Source organism: Myxococcus sp. MH1 (assembly GCF_059738865.1).
On the sequence record NZ_AP026947.1, the window covers coordinates 657484 to 679124 of the forward strand.

General features: G+C 71.4%; 19 protein-coding genes. 6 read left to right on the top strand and 13 right to left on the bottom strand.

The window, feature by feature from the left end; genetic code table 11:
• Positions 1-42: 42 nt before the first annotated feature.
• Both AC6JA9_RS02775 and AC6JA9_RS02780 read right to left on the bottom strand, forming a co-directional pair.
• Positions 43-1032, bottom strand: coding sequence for a peptidylprolyl isomerase (locus tag AC6JA9_RS02775; protein WP_141331287.1), 990 nt, complete (start codon positions 1030-1032; stop codon positions 43-45).
• 280 nt (positions 1033-1312) lie between these two features.
• The gene (locus AC6JA9_RS02780; protein ID WP_223749885.1) at positions 1313-2332 is read right to left on the bottom strand and encodes an alpha/beta fold hydrolase; all 1020 of its coding nucleotides are present in this window, start codon (positions 2330-2332) and stop codon (positions 1313-1315) included.
• A 236-nt stretch (positions 2333-2568) separates the two neighbouring features.
• Between AC6JA9_RS02780 and AC6JA9_RS02785 the strand changes: the two genes are divergently transcribed.
• From AC6JA9_RS02785 to AC6JA9_RS02795, 3 genes are all read left to right on the top strand, one after another.
• The gene (locus AC6JA9_RS02785; RefSeq protein WP_370640400.1) at positions 2569-2796 is read left to right on the top strand and encodes a hypothetical protein; all 228 of its coding nucleotides are present in this window, start codon (positions 2569-2571) and stop codon (positions 2794-2796) included.
• 81 nt (positions 2797-2877) lie between these two features.
• Positions 2878-3132, top strand: a complete 255-nt coding sequence (locus AC6JA9_RS02790; protein WP_141333092.1) for a GIY-YIG nuclease family protein — start codon at positions 2878-2880, stop codon at positions 3130-3132.
• A 171-nt stretch (positions 3133-3303) separates the two neighbouring features.
• Positions 3304-3678 carry a hypothetical protein gene (locus tag AC6JA9_RS02795; protein WP_141333091.1) on the top strand — a complete coding sequence of 125 codons (375 nt, stop codon included), beginning with the start codon at positions 3304-3306 and terminating at the stop codon, positions 3676-3678.
• Between the two features lie 4 nt (positions 3679-3682).
• Here the strand turns inward: AC6JA9_RS02795 and AC6JA9_RS02800 are convergent, their stop codons facing one another.
• On the bottom strand, positions 3683-3991 hold the full coding sequence (locus AC6JA9_RS02800) for a hypothetical protein (protein ID WP_223749791.1): 309 nt from the start codon (positions 3989-3991) through the stop codon (positions 3683-3685).
• An 87-nt stretch (positions 3992-4078) separates the two neighbouring features.
• Between AC6JA9_RS02800 and AC6JA9_RS02805 the strand changes: the two genes are divergently transcribed.
• Together AC6JA9_RS02805 and AC6JA9_RS02810 are read left to right on the top strand one after the other, a co-directional pair.
• Positions 4079-4360, top strand: coding sequence for a hypothetical protein (locus tag AC6JA9_RS02805; RefSeq protein ID WP_046710668.1), 282 nt, complete (start codon positions 4079-4081; stop codon positions 4358-4360).
• 9 nt (positions 4361-4369) lie between these two features.
• Positions 4370-4783: a B-box zinc finger protein gene (locus AC6JA9_RS02810; RefSeq protein WP_267698348.1), complete on the top strand. Its 414-nt coding sequence runs from the start codon at positions 4370-4372 to the stop codon at positions 4781-4783.
• Positions 4784-4792: 9 nt separating this feature from the next.
• On the opposite strand, the gene AC6JA9_RS02815 is transcribed toward AC6JA9_RS02810, so the two are convergent.
• The 9 genes from AC6JA9_RS02815 to AC6JA9_RS02855 form a co-directional block, all read right to left on the bottom strand.
• Complete coding sequence (locus tag AC6JA9_RS02815; protein WP_267698347.1) at positions 4793-5485, bottom strand: radical SAM protein; 693 nt, start codon at positions 5483-5485, stop codon at positions 4793-4795.
• A 196-nt stretch (positions 5486-5681) separates the two neighbouring features.
• The gene (locus AC6JA9_RS02820) at positions 5682-6623 is read right to left on the bottom strand and encodes an oxygenase MpaB family protein (protein WP_267698346.1); all 942 of its coding nucleotides are present in this window, start codon (positions 6621-6623) and stop codon (positions 5682-5684) included.
• A gap of 74 nt (positions 6624-6697) precedes the next feature.
• Entirely contained in the window at positions 6698-7537 is an 840-nt protein-coding gene (gene nudC / locus AC6JA9_RS02825; protein WP_223749794.1) for an NAD(+) diphosphatase, read from the bottom strand.
• Positions 7538-7667: 130 nt separating this feature from the next.
• Complete coding sequence (gene gloA, locus AC6JA9_RS02830) at positions 7668-8054, bottom strand: lactoylglutathione lyase (RefSeq protein WP_223749795.1); 387 nt, start codon at positions 8052-8054, stop codon at positions 7668-7670.
• 58 nt (positions 8055-8112) lie between these two features.
• On the bottom strand, positions 8113-10428 hold the full coding sequence (locus AC6JA9_RS02835) for a hypothetical protein (protein WP_426748357.1): 2316 nt from the start codon (positions 10426-10428) through the stop codon (positions 8113-8115).
• Positions 10429-10984: 556 nt separating this feature from the next.
• Positions 10985-11395, bottom strand: a complete 411-nt coding sequence (locus tag AC6JA9_RS02840; RefSeq protein ID WP_408888318.1) for a hypothetical protein — start codon at positions 11393-11395, stop codon at positions 10985-10987.
• Positions 11396-11497: 102 nt separating this feature from the next.
• Entirely contained in the window at positions 11498-12718 is a 1221-nt protein-coding gene (locus AC6JA9_RS02845) for an NAD(P)H-dependent flavin oxidoreductase (RefSeq protein WP_223749798.1), read from the bottom strand.
• A 150-nt stretch (positions 12719-12868) separates the two neighbouring features.
• A complete protein-coding gene (locus tag AC6JA9_RS02850) occupies positions 12869-13333 on the bottom strand; it encodes a GNAT family N-acetyltransferase (RefSeq protein ID WP_473566718.1) in 465 nt (154 codons plus the stop codon).
• Entirely contained in the window at positions 13333-16176 is a 2844-nt protein-coding gene (locus AC6JA9_RS02855) for a TonB-dependent receptor domain-containing protein (protein ID WP_408888315.1), read from the bottom strand. Before AC6JA9_RS02855 ends, AC6JA9_RS02850 begins: the two co-directional genes overlap by 1 nt.
• Positions 16177-16357: 181 nt before the next feature.
• Between AC6JA9_RS02855 and AC6JA9_RS02860 the strand changes: the two genes are divergently transcribed.
• The gene (locus AC6JA9_RS02860; RefSeq protein WP_141333526.1) at positions 16358-16942 is read left to right on the top strand and encodes a Uma2 family endonuclease; all 585 of its coding nucleotides are present in this window, start codon (positions 16358-16360) and stop codon (positions 16940-16942) included.
• A gap of 9 nt (positions 16943-16951) precedes the next feature.
• Here AC6JA9_RS02860 and AC6JA9_RS02865 read toward each other — a convergent pair whose 3' ends face one another.
• The gene (locus tag AC6JA9_RS02865; RefSeq protein ID WP_497959038.1) at positions 16952-21607 is read right to left on the bottom strand and encodes an AAA domain-containing protein; all 4656 of its coding nucleotides are present in this window, start codon (positions 21605-21607) and stop codon (positions 16952-16954) included.
• Positions 21608-21641: the final 34 nt, after the last annotated feature.

Sequence of the window (21641 nt, forward strand, 5' to 3'; positions counted from 1 at the left end):
CCAGGCGCCGTCCAACCTTCCGACGACCCCCTGCATTTCCCGTCACTTCGCCGCCTGCGGGACCACCGCGGGCACTCCGCGGATGGCCTGCAGCGTGGCCTCGTTCACCTGGACCTGCGCCTTGTCCCGCAGGTCCTTCTCGAAGGCTTCCTGGGCCTCGGTGCGCTTGTGCTCCAGGAGCTTGGCCTCCACCCACTGCCGGGCCTCGGCGAAGTCCCGCTTGCGGGCGGGCTTTCGCTCCAGCACCTTGAACAGGTGGTAGCCGTACTCGGTGGACACCACGTCCGAAACCTGACCGACTCCCAGCTTGAATACCACCTCGTCGAAGGCCGGCGGCATCTGTCCTCGGGGGAAGAAGCCCAGGTCGCCTCCCACCTTGGCGTCCGCGCTCAGCGAGTACCTGCGCGCCAGGTCCGCGAACTTCTTGCCCGACTTCAGCTGCGCCTGCACCCGGCGGGCCTCGTCCAGGCCCTTCACCACGATTTGCGCCGCGTGCACCTGCTCGCTCTCGTTCAGCTCCGCCTCGTGCGCGGAGTAGTACGCGCGCAGCTCCTCCTCCGTCACCGCGACGCGCGAGTACACGTGGCTGGCGAAGAGCTTCTCAATCGTGAGCCGGCTCGCCTCGCGGGCGCGCAGCTCCGCCATGGACAGCTGGCCCTGGGCCAGCACCTCGTTGAAGTTGCCGGCCGGGTAGTCGCCCGACAGCCGCAGCACGCCCCGGTCCACCTCTTCGGGCGTGACGGTGAGGTTGTTCTTACGGGCCGCCTGCAAGAGCAGCATCCGGTGGATGTACGTGTCCAGCAGCGTGCGCTTGAAGGGCTCGATCTCCTCTGGCGTGCGCTGGGACACGTCCGTGGACGCCAGCTCCCGGGCCAGCTCCTGCTCGAAGTCCGTGCGCGACAGCACCTCGCCATTCACGGTGGCGACCACCGTGTCTTCCGGCGCGGACTTGACCGGGGTGTTGCAGGCCGGGCCCAGCGCCAGGGCGAGCACCAGGGACAGAAGGGGGGCGCGGGTGGGAGAAAGACGCATGCGCGAGGTCCTGGGGGAAGGGTGGGGGCGACTCCCAAAGGTGGGGATGGCCCCCCGAGCTGGCAAGCGAGCCCTCATGGGCTGTGCGCCCTGTCGGACGCCCCGTCGTCGCGCCGCCCGCCGTCCCGGGCGCGCTCGGCCGGCACGTGTCCACCAGGGGCGGCGGCCAGCGGGGCGGGGCGTGGGAGGCGGGGGGACAGACTCATGGGGGAGAGGCTCAGCGGGGTAGCACGCGGCCGAGGAGGGGACAACCCGGGCCCAGGCCCTCACGTCGGCCGGCTCACGGCCGGGTGGCGTGCGCGGAGAGGAACGCCTCCACCAGGGGGAAGATTTCATCCGGGGCGCGGCGGCCCAGCACCAGGTCCGCGTGCCCGTAGTCCGCGCCGAAGCCGTGCCCCCGCCCGGCGACGAGGAACTTCACCGGGCCGCCCAGGGCCTCCTTCGCCCGCGCCACCGACATGGGCGGGGCGAGCAGGTCCTTGCTCCCCGCAAGCAGCAGGAAGGGGATGCGCACGTTCGACAAAGCCTCGCGGTAGTCGAAGCCGCCGTCGTAGGTGGTGAAGCGGTTGGTCGAAATCCACCGGGCGAACTGGCGCCCCACGCCGCCGGAGATGTTCGCGGGCACGTTGGCCAGCGCGCGCCGCACCACGTCCGGCTCCATGTTCTCCGCCAGCATCATGTACCGGCTCAGCGGGCCCGGCGGCGCGCCGAGCAGCGCGATGCTGGTGACGCGGCCGGTGGGGATGACCTTCAGCCGCAGGAGCGGCTCCACCTTCTGGATGAAGGTGCGCAGCCCCGGCTGCACCGCGAAGGTGAAGGGGCTGCCGAGGATGGCCGCCGCGCGCACCGGCGCTTGCGGATTTCGCGCCAGGTGGGCGTAGAGCATCAGCCCGCCCTTGGAATGCCCCACCCAGAGTACTTCCTTGGAACCGGTGGAGACCACGGTGCGCAGCGCGGTGCGCACGTCGTGCTCGGCCTGATCATCGAACGTGAAGTCCGAGCAGTCGCCCGCCAGCCCCCGGCCGCGCAGCTCCATCACCCACGTCTCGAACCCCGAGCGGGCCAGGTAGCGGGCCAGGCTGTACTGCTCGTCGAAGTCCAGGTGGAAGCGGTTGGCGCCCAGCCCGTGGCAGAGGATGACGGGCTCGGCGTGCCGGCGCTCCCCTCGGGCGTGGTAGCGCCCCAATGAGATGGCCGCGCCGTCGTCCGTGGGCACCCGATAAAGCTCGTCCGGGCGGAACGTCAGCGTCAGCAGCCCCTCTTTTCCGCGCGTCATCGTCCGCGAGAAGAGGTCCGCCATCCGCCCCAGCCGCGCCGCCTGTCTACGTGTCACACCCCTACTCTACGCCGGTCCAGGGCTCGTTGCCGTGTCCAATCCTGGGCAGTCACCCCTGTCGGCAGGGGGGTTGCAAGGAGATGTAGGCATATCCGTTCGGAGGAAACTGGATGCGGCAAAACCGGGCAATCAAGGAAGCATTGTCATCCTTCATCGCCACCGTTTTTCCCACAGACACCCTCCTGCGTGCCCTGAGGGTGATGGAGCGGCACCAGGTACAGCTGTTGGGCGTGGTGGGGGAGGGGGGCGGGCTGATGGGGTTGGTGAGCGAGCAGCACATCCTGGCGGCGTGGCGGGGAGATCCGCTGGCCCCGGTGTCGGCGGTCATGGCGAGGGTGGGCGAGCCTCCTCCGGAGCGGCAGCGCTTCCGGCTGAGGTTGCCGAAGCTGACCCTGCGGCGTGGGGGCAAGGGGCGCCTGCCCACCTGACGTCCGGGGGCGCGCCGGGCGCGGCGTGGCGCTACAGTGGCGCCCCCCGTGCCGGACGACGCCCCCCGCTGGACTGTCTACATGCTGCGCTGCCGTGATGGCTCGCTCTACACCGGCGCCACCAACAACCTGGAGCGCCGGGTGGCCACCCATGGTCGGGGGCGGGGCGCGGCCTACACGCGGGCGCGGCTGCCGGTGACGCTCGTCTGGAGCGAGGCGGCCGAGGACCGGAGCGCGGCCCTGCGGCGGGAGGCCGCCATCAAGCGCCTGTCCCGGGGCGACAAGCTGCTGATGGTGGAGGCGGCCCGTCCACCCGCCAGGCGTCGCCCGCGCTGACGGCGGCGGCTCGACGTCATACCTCGGAGCGGGGATGTCTGTTGCTCGGTGAGCCTTTCTCCGCGCATGTGTTTTCATCCCGGAATCCGGGTCTTTTCCGTTCCGGATGCCGATACACGAAACCCGGCCCACGCGTTACCGTGCAGTCATTCCTCACAGCAGGGGTCGGTCATGCTTCGGTCTCGTTCGGGAGTCTTCCTCGCGTTGGTCATCTCCGCCCTGGGTACCGGTTGCGGGATGGTGGTGAACCACTCCCCCGAGGTCACCGCCGGGCCCATCCCCAGCCCGAAGACGGTGGCGCCGGGCGAGGTGGTGCAGATGCTGTTCGAGGTGAAGGACCCGGACGGGGACGGCATGGAGTACTACTGGACGCAGTCGCCCGCGGAGCCCGCGGGCCGGTTCAGTGACCCTCACGCGCGCGCCCCCACGTGGACGGCGCCGGACGTGGATGGGCCCAAGCACTTCCTGCTGCAGGTCAACGTGGTGGACAACGAGGGCGGCGGCTTGCTCGGCACGGCGCCGTCGGTGCTGGTGCGGGTGCCGTAGTGCTTCAGGGGGCCGTCTGGGGGGCGGCCGGGGGCGGAGCGCCCGTGTCCCGGGCCTTGCGGTTGGCGCGCATGACGAAGAGCACGCCCAGCACCAGGAAGATGAAGGCGCCCACGCCGGCGCCGATGGTCTGGTAGTGGATGAGGTCCGTGGTGACGTTGCGAATCACCTCGGGCAGGTTGCACATCGTCTGGCTGGCCAGCGGCGTCTCGTTGTACCAGCCCAGGTAGTTGGGGCCCACCCAGGACGCCACGAGGACGCCCAGCAGCGTTCCCAGCAGGACGAAGTTGAGCAGCGTCTTGGCGGCGTTCATGGGCAAGCACCTCGGAAGGAGGACGGCGGGCCGTGCTTAGTATGTGCACGGCGCGCGGGCCAGGGGGGAACGTGTTAAGGGAGGGGCGTGCCGCTGCTCCCGCTCGCCCTCCTGTTCAGTCTCGTCGCGCTGGTGTGCGCCGCCTTCCTCCTCGTCCACGCCTTCCGTCGCAGCGTGGGCACGGGGGTGATGGTGCTGCTCATCCCCTGCTACGTGTTCTTCTACGCGTTCAGCCAGTTCGAGCACCGCCACAAGGGCTTCATCGTCGCCGGCTTCGTGTCGTGTGCGGCGCTGGCGGCGGTGTTCCTGGGGCTGGGCGCGCATGCGCTCGCGCCGCCGCCCATCCGCTTCCCGCCGCCGGGCTTCTGACGCTCCGCCGTGGCGCGCTGCGGCCTTCATCCGGAAGAGCCCGCGGTCGCCACCTGCGCGCGCTGCGGCACCTTCCTGTGTGCCGAGTGCGTGGAGCTGGTCCCGGAGGGCTCCGTGTGCGAGCCGTGCCGGGCGCGGCTGCGCATGGACGGGCCCGCTTCGCGCGTGGCCTGGGGTGCGCTGGGGTTGGGCGTGGCGGGGCTTGTGCTCCTGCCGTGCTCGCTGGGGATTCCCCTGCCGCCGCTGGTGGCGGGCGCGGGCGCCCTGGTGCTGGGGCTGCGTGAGACCGGGCGCATCCGCAGGGCCGAAAGCCCCGTCCGGGGGAAGTGGCCCGCGCGCGTCGGCTGGGTGCTGGGAGGGCTGACGCTCCTGCTGGTGCTCGTCTGGGTGGCGATGTTCCTGTTCCTCGCCATCGACAGGTGAGGCCCGTCGTCAGACGCCGCGCTCGTTCGGGTCCCACATGTACTTGTGCATCTGGAGCTGGAAGCGGACGGAGAGCCGGTCCTCGATGGTCCACTCCGCCAGCTCGCGCGGGTGCAGCTTGCCGAACACGGTGGAGAACAGCAGCGAGAAGGGCTTCTCGGTGAGGCGGTGCTCGGCGATGAGCGCCTTGGACCACTCGTAGTCCTCGCGCGAGCCGATGACGAACTTCACCTCGTCGTTGGCGTTCATCGACGAGAAGTTGCGCAAGTCGTTGCGCGCGCACTCGCCCGAGGACGGCGTCTTCATGTCGACGATCTTGTGCACCGCCGGAGGGACCAGGCGCACGTCGATGGCGCCGCTGGTCTCCAGCAGCACGATGAGCCCCGCGTCGAGCATCGACTGCATCAGCGGATACACGCCGGGCTGCAAGAGCGGCTCGCCGCCCGTCACCTCCACGCGCGGCGTGCGCAGGGCCTTCACCTGCTCCACCACGTCCGCGTTCTTCATGCGCGTGCCGCCGTGGAAGGCGAACTCGCTGTCGCAGTACGTGCAGCGCAGGTGGCAGCCGGTGAGGCGGACGAAGGCGCACAGCAGGCCCGCGTGCGAGGACTCGCCCTGGAGGGAGAGGTAGATCTCCTTCACCACCACGGAGTCGGCGGTGGGGACCAGACGGGGCTCGATGTGCGGACGCGCGGCGGGCATGGCTTCTTCGTGAGACGGGAGGGAGCGGCGCTTCAACCCCAGTCAGCCCACGAGGTCAAGCCGCTCCCCCAATCCCGAGCCAACGCCCCGGCCGCGCCACCGGATTCCCCGCCCGGCCCCAGGGCGCCAGGGGGCGGGAACCCCGAGCAATCTGGAGGACTTGCGGCTGTCCGGACGCCCGGGTGCGCCCAGGCCTTCAGGTGCCGGCGGTGCCCTGACGGGGCGGAGCGGCCTCGGGCTCCGCGGTGGGGGCGGCGGCCGTGCGGTGGTGATGCACGGGGCAGCCCTTGGGGAAGGTGCCCAGCTTCTCGACGTCGAAGCCCTGGGGGTAGGTGCGCAGGTTGGAGCCCTCGCGCCCGAACAGCGGCGTCTCGCGAGGCGACAGCGCGTAGCGCACGAACCGGCCGCGCAGCCACAGCGCGGAGCGGAACACCTTCCGGCTGAGCGAGGACGGGCGCGGGTAGTGGAAGGCGTCCAGCAGCGCATCCTCCATGAGCGTGCGCGCGAAAAGCGTGACGAGCGGCTTGGGCGCGAGGTTCGACGGAGGGAAGGTGGTGAGCAGCTCCAGCGTGGCGTCGGCGACGGCGCGGCTGCGCGTGTCGAAGGCGAAGTGCTTCGCCTCGTAGCCGTCCATGAAGCTGACGAAGTCCTCGTACGTCCCGGGGATGTCCTGGATGCCCATGTGGCGACCCATGGCGCGGTAGTAGTGCGTCCACGCCGTCACCTCGTGGGGCGTCAGCGCCCTCCAGCCGAACTCCGCGAGCCAGCGCACGGGCGTGACGACGAAGGTGGACAGCACGTAGCGCATGTCGTCGTTGGAGATGTCATAGGCGCCGTGCATCTGGTTCATCCGGCGCAGGGCCGCGCGCCCCGCGGTGCTGGCCATGCCGTGCTCGAGGATGGCGTCGAGGATGAGCACGGTGTCGTCGTAGCGCTTCTGGGGGCGCGCGGTGAACTCGCCGGTGTCGTGCAGCAGCACGCCGATGCTCGGCACCGCGTAGGTGCGGAACAGGGCGAAGCTGAGCGCCTGGGTGATGTCCCAGGGGAACTCCTGGGTGGCGAGGATGCGGACGATGTCCTCGTACTGCGTCACCGCGTCCAGGCGGTCGGTTCGGTCGCGCAGCGCGAAGCGCTTCATCCGGGTCCCTCCTGCGAGAGCTGGCGGGCACTGTACCGAATGCCCGTGGCGCCCGCTTGTTGGCACTCGCGGGCTCACCGCCCGGTGGGAGGGCGGGCCTTCACGCGCTCGACGAAGGCGTCGATGAGGTGTCGGGCGATGCTCAGGCGCGGCGGGACGCGGGGCAGGTTGTCCGGGTGGAACCAGTGGGCCTCGGCGATCTCCTTGCCGTCGACCTGGATGTCGCCGCCCGCGTACTCGGCGGTGAAGCCCACCATCAGCGAGCGCCCGAAGGGCCAGGGCTGCGAGCCGAAGTAGCGGATGTTCTTCACCTCGATGCCGACCTCCTCCTTCACCTCGCGCGCGACGCACTCCTCCAGCGACTCACCGGCGTCCACGAAGCCCGCGAGCGTGCTGAACATGGGCTCCGGCAGGGTGGAGTTGCGCGCGAGCAGCATCGTGTCGCCCCGGGTGACGAGGACAATCATCGCGGGGGAGATGCGCGGATAGAACGGAGTGTTGTCCACCGGGCACCTGCGGGCGCGCTCTCCGGAGACGAGCTGCGTGGGCTGGCCGCAGCGTCCGCAGAAGCGGTGCTGCACGTCCCACTCGGAGATGGCGAGCGCGCGCCCCGCGATGGCGAAGCGCACCTCGTCCAGCCGCTTGTAGAGCGCGCGGGCGGGCACCAGCGTGGTGCCCTCGGGCGGCGTGAAGTCCCGGGGAAGCGGCGCGGTGTAGCAGTCCACGCCGTCCAGCGTGCCCAGGTAGTGCGCCGCCGGGACGACGTCGGGGAACGCCGCGCCGGTGGGCAGGACGATGGCGCCATCGCGCTCGGAGATGAGCAGCTCCATGCCGCGCGCGAGGAAGAGCAGCGCGTTGTCGCGAGGACGCGCGGGCGGCTCGTGGCTGGGGAGGAAGATGGGGGTGGGGCTCACGGGGGGCAGCTTAATGGGCCGGGCCCACGCACGCAGGACTCGTTCCGGGGGCCCCGGGTGGCTTCACGGGGGCGTGGCGCGGGGGGCTGGGACGTCACGTCAGCCCTCCCTCGCGTGGGGACGGGGGCTTTCAGGTGCCCTGCTCGATGAGCTCGACGCGGTAGCCGTCCGGGTCCTCGACGAAGGCGATGACGGTGGTGCCGTGCTTCATCGGCCCCGGCTCGCGGACGACCTTGCCGCCGGCCTCGCGGATGGCGTCGCACGTCTTGCGGATGTCCTTCACGCCCAGGGCCACGTGGCCGTAGGCCGTGCCCAGCTCGTACTTCTCCACGCCCCAGTTGTGGGTGAGCTCCAGCGCGGGATGCGTGTCCTCGGGGCCGAAGCCGACGAAGGCCAGGGTGAACTTCCCATCGGGGTAGTCGCGGCGGCGCAAGAGCGTCATGCCGATGATCCGGGTGTAGAAGTCGAGCGACTTCTCCAGATTCCCCACGCGCAACATGGTGTGCAGGATTCGCATGCCGCGCTTCATAACGCCCCGGGCGCCGCGCGTCTCGCGCGGGCTGTCGGCACTCGGACTATGGGTTCACGGAGGACTCGTTCGCCCGGACCTTCCGTGGAACGGTGAACGTCCCCACGGCCACCCGGCCATCGGACATCGGCCGTCCCGGCGCCTCGAGCAGGGGCACGCGCGACTGGTCGCCGCCCGCGTGCCACAGCCCCACCATGACCGTCCACTCGCCCTGGGGCCAGCCGCGCGTGGACACGGAGAACGCGTCGCGCAGCAGCGTGTCCCTGGGTGCGTCGGTGAAGAACCAGGTGCCGCCCACCACGTCGTGGTCCGCGCCGAGCCGACGACCGTCCGCCGCGACGATGTGCACGAAGATGCCCACCGAGCGCGGCACCGGCCCCGTCACGCGCCAGTTCAGCACCATGGACGCGATGCCCTCCGCGTCGGGCTCCTCGGGAATCTCCGCGGCCACCAGCTCCACGGGCACACCGAAGCGTGCGTTGATGGGCGTGGCCTTCGCGGGCAGCTGCGCCACCGTCAGCGGAGAGCCATCCTGGTTGCGCGGGTCCGGCTTCGCCACGGGCTCGCTCCAGGCGGTGGCCACGGCGCCCCACGCGACGAGGGGCACCAGGGCCACGCCCACCGTCGCGGGCCAGGACAGCCGCTGTCCCCGACGCTCGCGCCACAACAGGAAGCCGAGCCCCACCCACGCGAGCACGGACACCAGGGTGCCGCCGAGCCCCGAGCGGGGCAGGAAGCTCAGCACCACCTGATGGCGACCCTCGGGCACGCGCACGCCGAGCAGCCCGTCGCGCGAGACGACCTCGCCCTGTGAGGACTTCCAGCCGGGGTGCCAGTTCTGGTTGACCAGCAGCACGGTGGGCCGCGTGGCCTCCACGTCCACGGTGACGCGGTTGGGCGTCCACTCCACGCGGCGCGCGGTGCCGGAGCCGGGCTCCTCCAGGTACTCCTCCTGGTTCAGGTCGCCGCGCAGCTTGGAGGACATGGGCACGGGCCACGCTTCACCGCAGGCGATGGAGCCTCGGTTGAGCGCGAGCAGGTGGCCTTGGGACCAGCGGTTGCCGCGCGCCTGCGCGAAGGGCTGCTCCTTCTCGACGGGCTGCGGAATCATCTGCGCCCAGTGAGAGAGGTTGTCGAAGGCGCGAAGCTGGAGCCCCCAGCTCGCCAGGGCCACCGCGCACGCGGCCGCCGCGGCCCAGGTCCACCGCGCGGGCGAGCGCCACGTGCGCGCCAGCAGGACGGCGAGGCCCAGCGCGGCCAACTCGGCGAGGAAGAAGCAGGTGGGGACGAGGAAGCGCTCGGGGTAGCGGAACGTCTCGAAGATGGGCAGCGTGCGCAGGCCCGCGAACAGGGACGGTGACGCCGCGTAGCCCGCGGCCATCCACGCGCAGAGGCCGGCGACGATGGCGGGGTACAGCGCGCGCCGCCACGCGAAGGCGAGGGCCGGCAGCGCGAGCGCGAGCGCGGCGGGGGCGAAGTAGAAGTTGCCGGTATCGCTGTAGCCGGAGCGTGCCGGCAGCTCGAGCAGCATCTTCACGAGGGGCGTGAGGTCGTTGCCCGGCGTGCCGGCCATGACGCGCGGCGAGGAGCGCATCGTCTCGAGGATGGGCCACAGGCGGAAGGCACAGGCGGCCAGCGTGAAGCACGCGGTGGCGCCCAGGGACCACAGGGCCTGGAGGCGGCGGGGCGTGCCGCGAAGGGTGTAGAGCGAGCGGCCCGTCTCGAGGACGACGAAGAGGGCGCCCATGGGCACCGGGTAGGTGCCGCCGAAGGCGAGCAGCAGGGAGAAGACGGCGGCCACGAGCGCGGCGCCGGACAGTCTGCCCTCGACGGCGCGGCGGGTGCCGACGAGCAGCCACGGCAGCAGGAGGAAGCCCGCGAAGTTGAGCCAGCCGATGGACCAGGACAGCGCGGTGAAGCCCATCAACCCGAAGAGGGGCGCGGCGCCGAGCGCGCCTGCCGCGGAGCCCACGCGTCGTCGGGCGTAGTGGAAGAAGCCCTCCATGCCGAGCACGAGGAACATCCACAGCAACACGGGCTCCGCGCGGCGCGGACCGATGAGCGAGGACACCAGCACGGTGGGCGCGAAGACGCGCGTCTGCGGACTGCCGAGCGCGTACTGCCCGCCGCAGGACCAGGGGTTCCACAGCGGGAGCTGTCCGTAGTTCGTCACGCTGCGGGTGCCCGCGTCCTCGTACGAGTCGAGCAGGTGCGAGTCGCGGAAGTCGTTCAGCCCGCCGGCGACGGACAGGGGCCGCCAGCACGCGATGAGCGCGATGACGCCGAAGAGGGCCAGGCGCACGCTGGTGAGCGAGGCGGCGCGGTGCACGGCGCGGAGCAATCCGTGGGACGAGGTCGTCATGCGCGAAGGGGCGCGCCGTGGAGCGCGAGAGCGGGAGAGGTGGCTCGCATCCGTCGAGGATGGAGTGAGGAAGCGGTGGGGCGGAGCGCTTCATCGGCTCCGGGCGGCGTCACGCGCGAGGTACTTCCGCGCATCGGCGAGTGAACATCGGCCGTCGCCGCCCACCCAGAATGCAGTGAGGAAGCGGTAGGACGGAGCGCTTCATCGGCTCCACACGACGTCACGTGTGAGGTGCTCCCGCGCATCGGCGAGAGCGCATCGGCCAGCGGCTCCCACCGAGGAGCCAGTGAGGAGTCGGCGGGGCGATGCGCTCCGTCCGTCCCGGGCGACGCCTCGTGTGGGAGGCTCGCCCGTGGCATCGGGAGGTCAGCGACTGTCGCTGCCCACCGTGGTTGCAGTGTGCAACCGGCGAGGCCAAGCGCTCCGGTTGCCCCGGGCGACGTCACGCGCCGGAAGCCCCCTTGCGTCGGAGCGCACGCATCATCCGCCCGCTCGCGAGCGCCGCCGTCGCGCGAGGCACGCGCAGACCACGCGAGGTGAGAGGTCTCGCCGCGCATCAGTCGTAGAACGGCCGCGGCTTGCACGGGCTCGCGGTGGCCTTGCGAGGCGCCGTCACGGGCGACGAGGCGCGCAGCTCCGTGTCGATGGCGTCGAACACGTCCGTGACCGGCACGTCACGTCGCCGCGCCTCGTTCATCACCCAGCCGCGCTCGGAGGCGCCGAAGTCGTCATCCTGGGACCAGTGGTCGCCGGGGAACGAGTGCATCGAGCGCCGCCGCCAGTGGGGCTCGGCCTCCGCGGCCATCCTGCCCAGCAGCTCGCGCTCCTCCGGGGACAGGCGCCGCGAGGGGGCCCTCACCTCCGAAGTCACCGCCCGCGCCACCACCACGCCGCCGCACAGCGCGAGCCCGAGCCATCCCGAGAGTGCCACGCGTCGCCAGTGCGCCTGCGTCTTCGTCATCGTCATGGAGCCCACCCGTCGTCGATGGGTTCCTACTCCAACTCCCACGGCCGCATCACCCGAATCCTCCGCCCGAGACCAGGCGGGCGGAGCGCCGTCCGTCCGGCCTCAGGAGCGGTCGTTCTCGTCGGTGTCCGCTTCCAGCTCGTACGGGTTCGCGAGCAGCCGGTGCGCCCCCTCCATCATCTCCACCACGATCTGCCCGGCGGGCTGCACGCTCTCGATGCGCGCCATGCTGGAGCCGCTGGCGGGCAGCACCATCTCCTCCAAATCCCCCTGCGTGTCGGGCGTGGGCACGAAGGCGCTGAAGCGCGGCATCGTGTACAGCGCGTCACCACCCGCGAGCCCCGGGAACAGCCGCGTCGTGCCGATGGTGTCCTGCGTCTGCGTCGGCGCCTTCGCCTCCCGGCCCGCCCACTCGCGCACCACGCGGTTGCGCAGCACCCGCTGCCTCGGGCCGCTCCACTCCGGACCGAAGAGCGTGGTGAAGTCCGAGTCGCGCGCGTCCCCGTCCACCAGGCGCTGCTTGTAGCCCGGATGCGCGTACGCCTCCACGGAGGCCACCATGCGCGTGCCCACCCAGACGCCGTCCGCGCCGTGATACATCGCGCGCGCCGCGCTCAGCGCGTCCGCGATGCCTCCCGCGGCCAACAGGGGCAGCTCGCTCGTCAACGCGCGCAGCTCCCGCACCAGCTTCAACGTGGGCGTGGTCCCCCGGTTGTAGCCCGCCGCCTGTCGCCCCTGCGCGATGAGCCCGTCCACGCCGAGCGCCAGCGCGTCCTTCGCGAACTCCACCGAGCCCGCCTGCACCCAGACGCGGATGCCCGCGGCCCTCAAGTCCTTCACCCACGCGGCCGGAGGCAGGGCCCAGTGGAACGCGACCACGGGGACACGCTCGCTGATGCACGTGTCGATGTGCTCGCGCGTGGTGAGGTCCCCGGCCCGCGCATGGTCCAGGATGAAGTCCACGCCGAAGGGCCGCTGGGTGCCGGCGCGGATGGCCTGGATGCGAGCGCGCAGGAACGGAGCGGGCTCGGGCGCCGAGCCCAGCATGCCGATGCCACCTGCTTCCGACACCGCGATGACCAGCGGCGGCAGCGCCACGAAGGCCATGCCCGCGCTGACGAAGGGGTAGTGCACCCCCAGGTCCTTCGTCAGCCGCGTGTGCAGCGTGTTGTCCTCCATCACCTGGATGGGGCGGCGAGGCGCGCGCTCGGCCTCCGCGTCGGAGGCGAGGCCCTCGTCCTCCAGCTCGCTGTCTCTGGGAGCTCCCGAGGGGCCGGCCCGATGGGAAGGGGGCGCGCCGCGTCCGTCGTTCGTTCCGTTCATCGTCTCTCCTCGATGTCGCTGGCTCGCTGACCGCGCTGGAAAGGTTACCAGCATCCCCCGGTTGTTGAGGTCAGGGGGCGACACGGCGATGGTCCGCCCGGATGCTCGACGACATGCGCCGGTGTCCGCTGGTGAGCAACGCTCCCGCGCCTACGTCCCGAGTGACTTCCGCATGTGCCGATGTGGAATGCCGACTTCCAGGAACGCTTCCGCGTACGTGGAATAACCCAGCCGTTCGTAGAAGGGGACGACCGCCTGTCGGGCATGCAGGTGGACCTGGGTGAGGCCTCGCCGCACGAGCTCCGCCTCCAACGTCCGGACCAGTCGGGCGCCCAGCCGCTGACCCTGGAGCTCGGGCGTCACGGCCATCTGGAACAGTCGGCCTCCGTGCGTGTCCTCGGGATGGAAGAGGACACAGCCGCGCACCTGTCCGCCCACGTGCGCCACCAGATGGAGGCTTGTGTCCTCGAAGGGGAACGTCACCTGCTCGCGCGTGTAGCCGAGCGGCTCGCGCAGCACCCGGAAGCGCAGCTCCAGCTCCCCGGCGTACAGCGCGTGGCCGGGTTGGATGAAGTCGAGCGCGAGCCCGGACGGCGCGGCGCCGGACGCGCTCATCAGAACGTCCCGGTCAGCTGCAGGGTGAAGGTGCGACCGTACTGGGGCACCGGCGCGATGGAATTCTCGTCCGACACCGGAATCCGATAGCTGGTGTCGAGCAGGTTGTGGACGCCGGCGAAGTAGCGCAGCGGGCCGTAGTCACCGGAGAGGCCGAAGCTGATGAGCAGCGCCTCGCCGCTGTCGGCGCCGCCCTCTCCGGTGGGGCGCGCGCTCTGGTAGGTGGCTTGGGTGGCCAGCCGCATGTCGCCGCCGCCGATGGGCATCAGCAGGCGACCGGAGACCAGGTGCGCGGGGGCCGCGGCGGCCACCTCGTCCGAGGCGTTGCGCAGCCGCACGTACGAGTAGCTCATGTCCACCAGCAGGTAGCGACCCGGCTGCCAGTGCACGCCCGCCTCCGCGCCCCACGCCAGCGTGGTGCCGCTGTCGTTGCCGAACACGAGGCACTGGGTGCTGGTGCCGCACTGGCCGGAGGGGTTGGCCTCCTCCTGCAGCCGAACCAGGTTGGAGATGCGGTTGTGGTAGCCGGCCACGGTGAGCCGCAGCTCGTCCGTCAAATCGTGGCCGTGCTCCAACTCGAAGGTGGTGATGGTCTCCGGGTCCAGCGCTTCCGGCGCGGCCTGGGTGATGCCGTCCGCGTAGTGCAGCTCGTAGATGGTGGGCGCGCGGAAGGCGTTACCGGCCACCAGCTTGGTGAGGCCCGCGTCGTAGGGGCGGGCGATGAGCGCCACGCGCGGCGTGATGGGGGTCTCGTCCACGTCCGTGTACTTGTCCAGGCGCAGGCCCGCCGACAGGCTCAGCCGGGGGTGCAGCTTCCACTCGTCGAGCAGGTACGCGGACAGGATGGTGCGCGTCTTGGTCTCGAGGATGGGGCCGGGGTTCGTCGACTGCCGCACGCCCAATTGGCCCTGGGCCTCCACGCCGAGGGTGAGCCGGTTGCCCTCGAACAGCCCCACCCGCGCGCGCAGCTCCGCGTTGACCCAGTCCGCGTCGCCGGTCTCCTCGCGCGGGCCGCCGGCCGACTCCTGGTACACGTAGATGCCGTCGTAGCGGCTCAGGTCGAACGAGCCGCGCGCGGACAGGCTGAAGTTCTCCGAGAACTCGTGCTCGTAGCGCCCCTCCGCGAAGAAGCGCAGGTCCTTCACGCGGTTGCCCTCCGTGCCGGGGACGGTGCCGTAGGGGGCGGTGGGCAGCTCCTTGGAGCGCACGTTGAGCATGGCCTGGAAGGCGAAGTCGCCCACGCGCGCGCGCATGGAGCCGGTGGCGGCGCGCTCCGCGTCCAGGCCGGTGACCAGGTACTCCTGGTCGGCGAGCAGCCGCGTGGTGTCCGCGCCCGAGGCCGTCAGGGCCGCGGCGCTCACCAGGATGGAGCGGTTGCCGTTCGCCCACGCCGCCGTGGCGTGTCCACGCGTGGTGCCCAGCGCGCCCACGGCGCCCGTCACCTCCAGGTGCTTGTCCTGGCCGAGCGACTCGCGGGGCACCACGTTGATGACGCCGAAGAAGGCGCCGGTGCCGTAGAGCGAGCTGCCCGGGCCGCGCACCACCTCGATGCGCTCGATTTCGAGCAGGTCCACGTTGAAGTCGTGCGCGGCGAAGCCCTGGCCGGCCCACACGTCGTTCATGGGGTGGCCGTCCCAGAGGATGCTGATGCGCGTGTTGAGGTCGCCCGGGGGCGAGAAGCCGCGCACGCCCAGATAGGTGTACGTGCGGTCGTCGGTGAGGAAGAAGCCGCGCACGCCGGACAGCGCCTCGGCGAGCGTGCGCCAGCCGAACGCGCGCAGCTCCTCCTGGGTGAGCACCGTGGTGGAGGCGGGCGCGTCGTCGACGGCGACCAGGCTCTTGGACGCGGCGCGCACGGGCGGGGGCGCGTACCTCAGCTCCGCGTGGACCTTCACCTCCTGGTCGGCGATGACCGTCACCTTCTGGCGCAGGGGGCGCACCTCGCGGCTCTCGACCTCCAGCTGGTGCTCGCCCTCGGGGAGGGTGACGACGGTGGGCGTGAAGCCCGCGGGCTGGCCGTCCACGCGCACGGTGGCGCCGTCGCGGTTGGCGGTGACGACGAGCCGGCCCGAGGGGCGGTCCTGCACGCGCAGCGACACGGAGAGCGGCACGCTGCCGTCGGCGGGCACGTCCACCACGTACTGGCCGGGGGCGTAGCCGGGCGCGCGCACGTAGAGGATGCGCTGGCCGGGCGGCAGGCGGGCGCGGCCGGGCAGCTTGGTGATGACGGGGCCGTTGGGGGCGTCACGCACCTCGGCGCCCTCGGGGGTGCCGGTCAGCTCCACGCCGCCGGTGATGAGGAACAGGTCGAAGGTCTGCTCCGTCTCCTTGCCGCGCGCCACCACGACGGTGGCCTCGGTGGGACGGTAGCCGTCCTTCTTCACCATGATTTTGTGCCGGCCCGGCGACAGCGCGAGCGTCTGCGGCGAGCGGCCCCGGCTGCCCAGGTCCATGCGGTCCACGTAGACGTCCGCGCCCTTGGGCACGGTGGTGACCTTCACCAGCGCGACCTTGGGGCGCAGCCGGTCCAGCGAGCGGGAGACCTCCGAGGCGTCCTCGGTGGGCAGGTCCTCGGTGAGCAGGTCGTTGTAGTAGCGGTACGCCTCGTTGAACTTGCCCAGCGCCTCGAAGCAGCGGGCGATGTTGAAGAGCACGTTGCGGTTGGGCACCAGCCGGTAGCTGGTGAAGTACGAGCGCAGCGCCTCGGTGTACTGCCCCTTGGCGTAGGCGTCATTGCCCAGCTCGAAGGCGATATCCGCCTCGTCGGCGTTGTTGTCCGCCCACGAAGGGGAGGACAGGAGCAGGAGCGACAGGACGAGCAGGCCAGAGCGTGAGGGAACCATGGGGCGGCGACATTCTTCCCTCTATGGAATGGGAGGTCCATGGGGGCTTTTGGGTGGGGGTTCAGATGTCAGACCCATGAAGTAGGAATGAGTGGACACGCGGTATGGGGTGGGGTTCCACTTCGGGGAGGCGGCGCGGATGTTGGAGGGGTGGGGTGCGGGCGGTGAGAGGAGCAAGGCGATGGGAGAAGGACCGAAGCGACCGGCGACGTACGAGGACCTGCTCGCACTGCCGGAGCATGTGGTCGGGCAGATAGTCGACGGGGAGCTCATCGTGATGCCCCGGCCGGCGAGTCCGCATGCGAAGGCCAACTCGGGTTTGTATGGCGAGCTCTATGGTCCCTTCGAGCGGGGACGAGGCGGGCCCGGTGGGTGGTGGTTCCTCGTGGAGCCGGAGCTGCACTTCCGCAAGGACGTGCTGGTGCCCGACCTGGCGGCCTGGCGAAGGGAGCGGATGCCGGAAATCCCGGACGTGCCGTATTTCACGCTCGCGCCGGACTGGGTCTGTGAGGTGCTCTCTCCCTCCACGGCGCCGTTGGACCGGGTGAAGAAGAAGCGCATCTACGCGCGCGAGGGTGTGGGCCACGTGTGGCTGGTGGACCCGAAGGCGCGCACGCTGGAGGTGTTCCGACGGGACGGGGCGCGGTGGGTCGAGCTCGGCACCTACTCGGGAGACGAGCGGGTGCGGGCCGAGCCCTTCGAGGCGCTGGAGCTGGCGCTGGGCGACCTGTGGCTGACTGCGGAGGTGAAGCCCGGGTCGCCCTGAGCCGGGTGCTCAGTGCAGGGCGCGCTTGTCGGGTGTGTCCACGGTGAGCGGGGCGGGCTGGCGCATGAGCACCTCGCCCACGCGCTGGAGCACCTGGGTGGTGGCGCCCTCCGGGTCACGGAAGAAGTGGGGCGTCCAGAGCCGCACGAGCTTCCAGCCCTGGCCCTCGAGCACGCCGGTGCGGAACAGGTCCCACTCCACGCGGTCCGCGGCCTTGGGGTAGCGGGTGCCGTCGCACAAGAGGCCCACGGTGACGTCGCCGGGCGAGGTGGGGTGGTGCAGGGCCACGTCCACACAGAAGCCGTCGTTGCCCCAGTGCACGTCGGAGGAGACCTGGTGGCGGCGGGCCAGGTGGTGGGCCAGCGCGCGGGCGAAGGTGGAGCCCGCGTCGGTCTCGCGCTCGTGGACGACGAGCTCCCGGGGGGCGGCCTCGGGCGTGGTGGGGCGCTGGGGCTGGGAGAGGGACTCGGCGAACTGGAGGTAGGCGAAGAGCAGCCAGCCGCCGTTGGGCTGCCGGCCGGGCTCCACGGGGGGCAGGGCGGTGTACGCGTCGCGAGGGATGGAGGTGACCAGGTGCACCTGCTGGCGTGCGCGGGTGACGAGCACGTTGAGGCGCCGGCCACCGCCCGCGCTGCCGAGCGGTCCGAAGCGGCGGTAGAAGTGGCCCTGTCGGTCCGGGCCGTAGGTGGTGCTGATGATGAGGTGGTCGCGCTCGTCGCCCTGGACGTTCTCCAGGTTCTTCACGAAGAGGCCCTCGAAGGAGCCGGCACCCCGGCGGGTGCGCGCGGTGGCGAGTCGTGCGGAGAAGGTGGCGTCCTCAGCGGCGAGTTCGTCGAGCACATCGGTGATGGCATCGCGCTGGGACAGGTTGAAGCAGGCGATGCCGATGGATGGGGGCTCGGGCCGGGCGAGCAGCTCCTTCACGAGCTGGCCCACGGCATGGGCCTCGACCTGGTTGACGCGCTTCTCATAGGTGCCGCCCACGGGGAGCAGGCGCAGGGCCGCGTGCGGCGCGCGGTGTGAGGGGTGGGCGGGGATGGCCTGGAGGCGCTTGTCGTAGAAGTGCTCGTTGCTGAAGGCGATGAGGTCCGCGTCGCGCGAGCGGTAGTGCACGTCGAGGTAGCACTGGTCGATGTCCAGGTTGAGGGCGGCGGAGAGCAGGTCCTCCACCTCGGACTGCTGCTCCTCGAAGAGGCCCTGTTCGGTCTCGGCCTCGGCGTCCTGCTGGCTCTGGACCACGGCGGACTCGAAGAAGCGCGTGGGCGGAAGCTGCTTCGGGTCTCCGGCGATGACGACGCGCCTGGCGCGCGTGAGCACGGGCAGGGCCTCCTCCAGTCGGCACTGCGAGGACTCGTCGAAGATGACGACGTCGAAGATGGGGCGGCGCGGGAAGATTTGCGCCACCGTCTGGGGACTGGCCATCCACACGGGTCGGGCGTCGAAGAGCGGGTCTCCGCCGTCGATGTCCAGGCCGGTGGCGATGACCTGTCGCACGCGCATGGCGCGCTCTCCGCGCAACATGAGGCGTCGGCGCAGCTCCGCGCCCTGGCTGTTGAGTCGACCGCCGTTGGCCGCGAGCAGCCGCTCACGCTGGCGCTGCGTCCACCGGTGGAGGATGGCGTCGCGCACGAGGCCGCGCTTCTTCTCCTCGAGCACGCGGTAGCGCGCCTGGGTGGCCTGGGTGCGCTCGGCGTCGACGTGCTGGAGGGTGGAGTCCTCGCGAAGGCGCGAGGTCGCCTCGGCGGCGAGCGTGGCCTTGAGCACGGCCGTCCAGCCCGTCCGCGCGTCCGTGCCCAGGCGCGCGAGCGACTCGACCGAGGTCGCCAACGCCGATGGCATGCCCGACAGGAGCGAGCGCAGACGCAGCATCCCCTCCACCGTGGACAGACGTGACTGGAGCGCGGTGGCGACGGGAGTGAGCAGGGCGCTGGCGCGCAGTTCGTGCACGCGGAGGGTGAGCCACTCGGAGGAGCACAGCCCTGTCTCGGCGAGCCGCTGCTCCAGCCTCGCCACGGCCGCGCCCCGGGCGGCGGAGCGTCGCAGTCCCGTCAGCAGCGCGGCTCGTGTCGCGGCGTCCGTCGTCAGGGCCCGTCGCACGGCGTCCCGGCACGAGGCGAGTCGTGGCGTCGAGTCCAGCGCACCGAGGACCTCGAAGAGCGCGGCGTGGGCGCGCAAGTCCCGGGCGAGCGTCTCATCGGGCAGGCTCGCGGAGGTGGGGACGAGGGTGGCGCGGTGGAACTCGCCCAGGAGCGCGCGAGCGCGGGCGCCAGTGAGGAAGTGACGGACGCGCTCGGCGGTGGCCGCGCCCAGGGTGAGGCCGAACTGCTGGAGCACCTTTCGCGCGCCGGCCTTCCGGGCGAAGCAGAAGAACGCGTACCACTTGCGGGCGATGCCCAGGTACGCGCCCAGCGTGGCGAGCGCGGTGGACAGCGCACCCAGGGCCTGCGGCTGCTCGCGGTGAATCAGCGCGAGCTCGGTGTCGAGCGGGCCCTCGGAGAGCACCTGGACTTGAGGGGAGAGGCTTTCGAGCTGGGCCTTCGCGGTCCGCACCGTGTCCGGTGAGGCCGCGGCCCAGCGGGCGAGGGACTCCGGGTTCGTGGTCTCCAACACGGGGGCGAGCTGTTCGGCGAAGTGGGCGCGCGCGAGCCCCTCGGCTTCCGGCTCCGCGCCGAAGGCTGGGATGTCCGGCGAGGTGAGCGCGTCCGCGTCACGGGCCGCCTCGACGGTGGCGCCGAGTCGCTCGCGCCAGGTGGTGAGGGGCGTGGCGAGGTAGGTGGCCAGGTCGATGCCCAGGGCTTCGCGCCAGGGGTTGTCCGGGTAGCTCTCCTTGAGGGCGCGCTCGAACACCTCGCGTGCCTCGCGCTCGCGAGCGGTGACGTCGGCGAGGCGCGCGGAGGTGAGTGACGCGGTGGCGGGCGTGAGCGCCTCGGGGGACTCGAGGGCGAGCCACTGGCCCACCAGCTCGTGGAAGGACGGGGCGGAGCCGTCTTCGGGGCGCGCGGAGAGGGCGTGCTCGGCGGTGGTGAGCTCGTCGTGGAGCGTCTGGAGTTCCGTGTCCACGCGGGACAGCTCGCGAGGGACAGCGGCGTCGGTGCGGGTCTCCGCCAGCGTGTCGAGCTGCTCGCGGATGCCCATGTAGAGGTCGCGCTGGTCTCGCTGGGCGTCGTGCACGACGGCGCACAGGCTGCCGAGGCCCAGGTGGTCCAGGCGGTGCTTCACCACGTCGAGCGCGGTGCGCTTGTCGCAGACGAACAGCACCCGCTCACCCCGGGCGAGATGGTCTCCGATGGCGTTGGCGATGGTCTGGGATTTTCCGGTGCCCGGAGGGCCGTGGATGACGAGCCCTCGGCGACTGCGCGCCAGGCGCACGGCGCGGGCCTGGCAGGGGTCCGCGATGGTGACGAGCCGCTCGTCCTCGGCGCGCTTGAGTCCCTCCAGGTTGCGCTCTCCGCCGCCTGGGTGGGCGGGCTGGTCGAGTGACACGTCCACGCGCAGGAAGCTCTCGATGGGGCCGGAGAAGGGCTCGCCGTCCACGAGGGCGCGCATGTCGTCCACGAGGCTCTGGTTGGACAGCGGGTACAGGCCGAGCACGGCGCTCGGGAGGATGGCGGCCTGCGTGGCGGCGTCCTCGTCCGGACGGGGCACGGCGGACAGGGCCGTCTGGGCCGTGAAGGGCTCGGGGGCGGGCAGCTCCAGCGACTTGGAGACGAGGGCGACCAGCTCGTTGACCTCGCGCCACGGATCCTCGCCGGTCTCGTCGGCGAAGAGCTCGCCGAAGCGCTGGCCCGTCTGCTGTTCCAGCCACGCGAGCAGGGCGGTGTTGGGGGCGACGCGGTCGACGCCTTCCTCGGCGCCCTCGAGCTCCACGCACGGGGTGCGCCCCTTCTTGAGGGTGATGCGCACGGGGACGAAGGCGATGGGGGCGAGGATGCGCCGGGTGCCGAAGCCGCGCTTGTCCTTGGGGCCCGGGGGGAGTTGCAGCAGTGGGAAGCCAACGTGGAGGACGTGCGCGCCGGTGTCCTGCTCGAAGATGCGCGCGTCCTCGACGATGGCGGCGAGCTTGCGAAGCAGCGCCTGTTGCTCCTCCTCGGCGCGGGTGGGGGATGGGCGGTCGTCACGGGCTTCGTCCTCGAAGGCACGCTCGTCGCGGATGAGCGCTGGGGTGTCGCGCTCGATACTCAAGTCGCTTTCGGGCCGGGAGGATGCGGCGAGCGCAATCGCGTCATCCCCCACGGGGGTGGTGCGCTCGTCGCGGGTGTTGTCCTCGTGGCGCGTCGAGGTGCTCGCCGCACGAGGAGGGGTGGGGTTCTCGTCGCGGGTGTTGTCCTCGTGGCGCGTCGAGATGCTCGCCGCACGAGGATGGGCGGGGCTCTCGTCACGGGCGTCGGCGGCCAGGCGATCCGAGGTGCCTCTGGTGCCGCCGGGCGCGGCCAGACGCCCCTTAGCCACGGGAGGCTTCACGGCGAGCCGGACGGCGGCCTTGTCCCCGAGGAGCGCGGCCAGCACGGCGTGGGGCGAGGTGCCGTCCAGGCGGGTCAGCGTGGCCAGGTCCAGGCGCTGGCGGCTGTGGTGGGGGCGGCAGTTGAGGCTGGGGCCGGAGGCGAGCGCGGCGTAGAGGCGCTCGAGCATCTTCTCGAGGACGCGGTTGCGGGGCTCGGACGACACGGGCGGTACCTCTCGGGAGGAGGGAGAGGGTGGG

Bases quoted from the DNA above. Each gene is read 5' to 3' on its own strand.
- AC6JA9_RS02775 (WP_141331287.1), bottom strand. From the start codon at position 1,032: ATGCGTCTTTCTCCCACCCGCGCCCCCCTTCTGTCCCTGGTGCTCGCC.
- AC6JA9_RS02780 (WP_223749885.1), bottom strand. From the start codon at position 2,332: ATGGCGGACCTCTTCTCGCGGACGATGACGCGCGGAAAAGAGGGGCTG.
- AC6JA9_RS02785 (WP_370640400.1), top strand. From the start codon at position 2,569: ATGGAGCGGCACCAGGTACAGCTGTTGGGCGTGGTGGGGGAGGGGGGC.
- AC6JA9_RS02790 (WP_141333092.1), top strand. From the start codon at position 2,878: ATGCTGCGCTGCCGTGATGGCTCGCTCTACACCGGCGCCACCAACAAC.
- AC6JA9_RS02795 (WP_141333091.1), top strand. From the start codon at position 3,304: ATGCTTCGGTCTCGTTCGGGAGTCTTCCTCGCGTTGGTCATCTCCGCC.
- AC6JA9_RS02800 (WP_223749791.1), bottom strand. From the start codon at position 3,991: ATGAACGCCGCCAAGACGCTGCTCAACTTCGTCCTGCTGGGAACGCTG.
- AC6JA9_RS02815 (WP_267698347.1), bottom strand. From the start codon at position 5,485: ATGCCCGCCGCGCGTCCGCACATCGAGCCCCGTCTGGTCCCCACCGCC.
- AC6JA9_RS02820 (WP_267698346.1), bottom strand. From the start codon at position 6,623: ATGAAGCGCTTCGCGCTGCGCGACCGAACCGACCGCCTGGACGCGGTG.
- gloA (WP_223749795.1), bottom strand. From the start codon at position 8,054: ATGCGAATCCTGCACACCATGTTGCGCGTGGGGAATCTGGAGAAGTCG.
- AC6JA9_RS02835 (WP_426748357.1), bottom strand. From the start codon at position 10,428: ATGACGACCTCGTCCCACGGATTGCTCCGCGCCGTGCACCGCGCCGCC.
- AC6JA9_RS02840 (WP_408888318.1), bottom strand. From the start codon at position 11,395: ATGACGATGACGAAGACGCAGGCGCACTGGCGACGCGTGGCACTCTCG.
- AC6JA9_RS02845 (WP_223749798.1), bottom strand. From the start codon at position 12,718: ATGAACGGAACGAACGACGGACGCGGCGCGCCCCCTTCCCATCGGGCC.
- AC6JA9_RS02850 (WP_473566718.1), bottom strand. From the start codon at position 13,333: ATGAGCGCGTCCGGCGCCGCGCCGTCCGGGCTCGCGCTCGACTTCATC.
- AC6JA9_RS02855 (WP_408888315.1), bottom strand. From the start codon at position 16,176: ATGGTTCCCTCACGCTCTGGCCTGCTCGTCCTGTCGCTCCTGCTCCTG.
- AC6JA9_RS02860 (WP_141333526.1), top strand. From the start codon at position 16,358: ATGGGAGAAGGACCGAAGCGACCGGCGACGTACGAGGACCTGCTCGCA.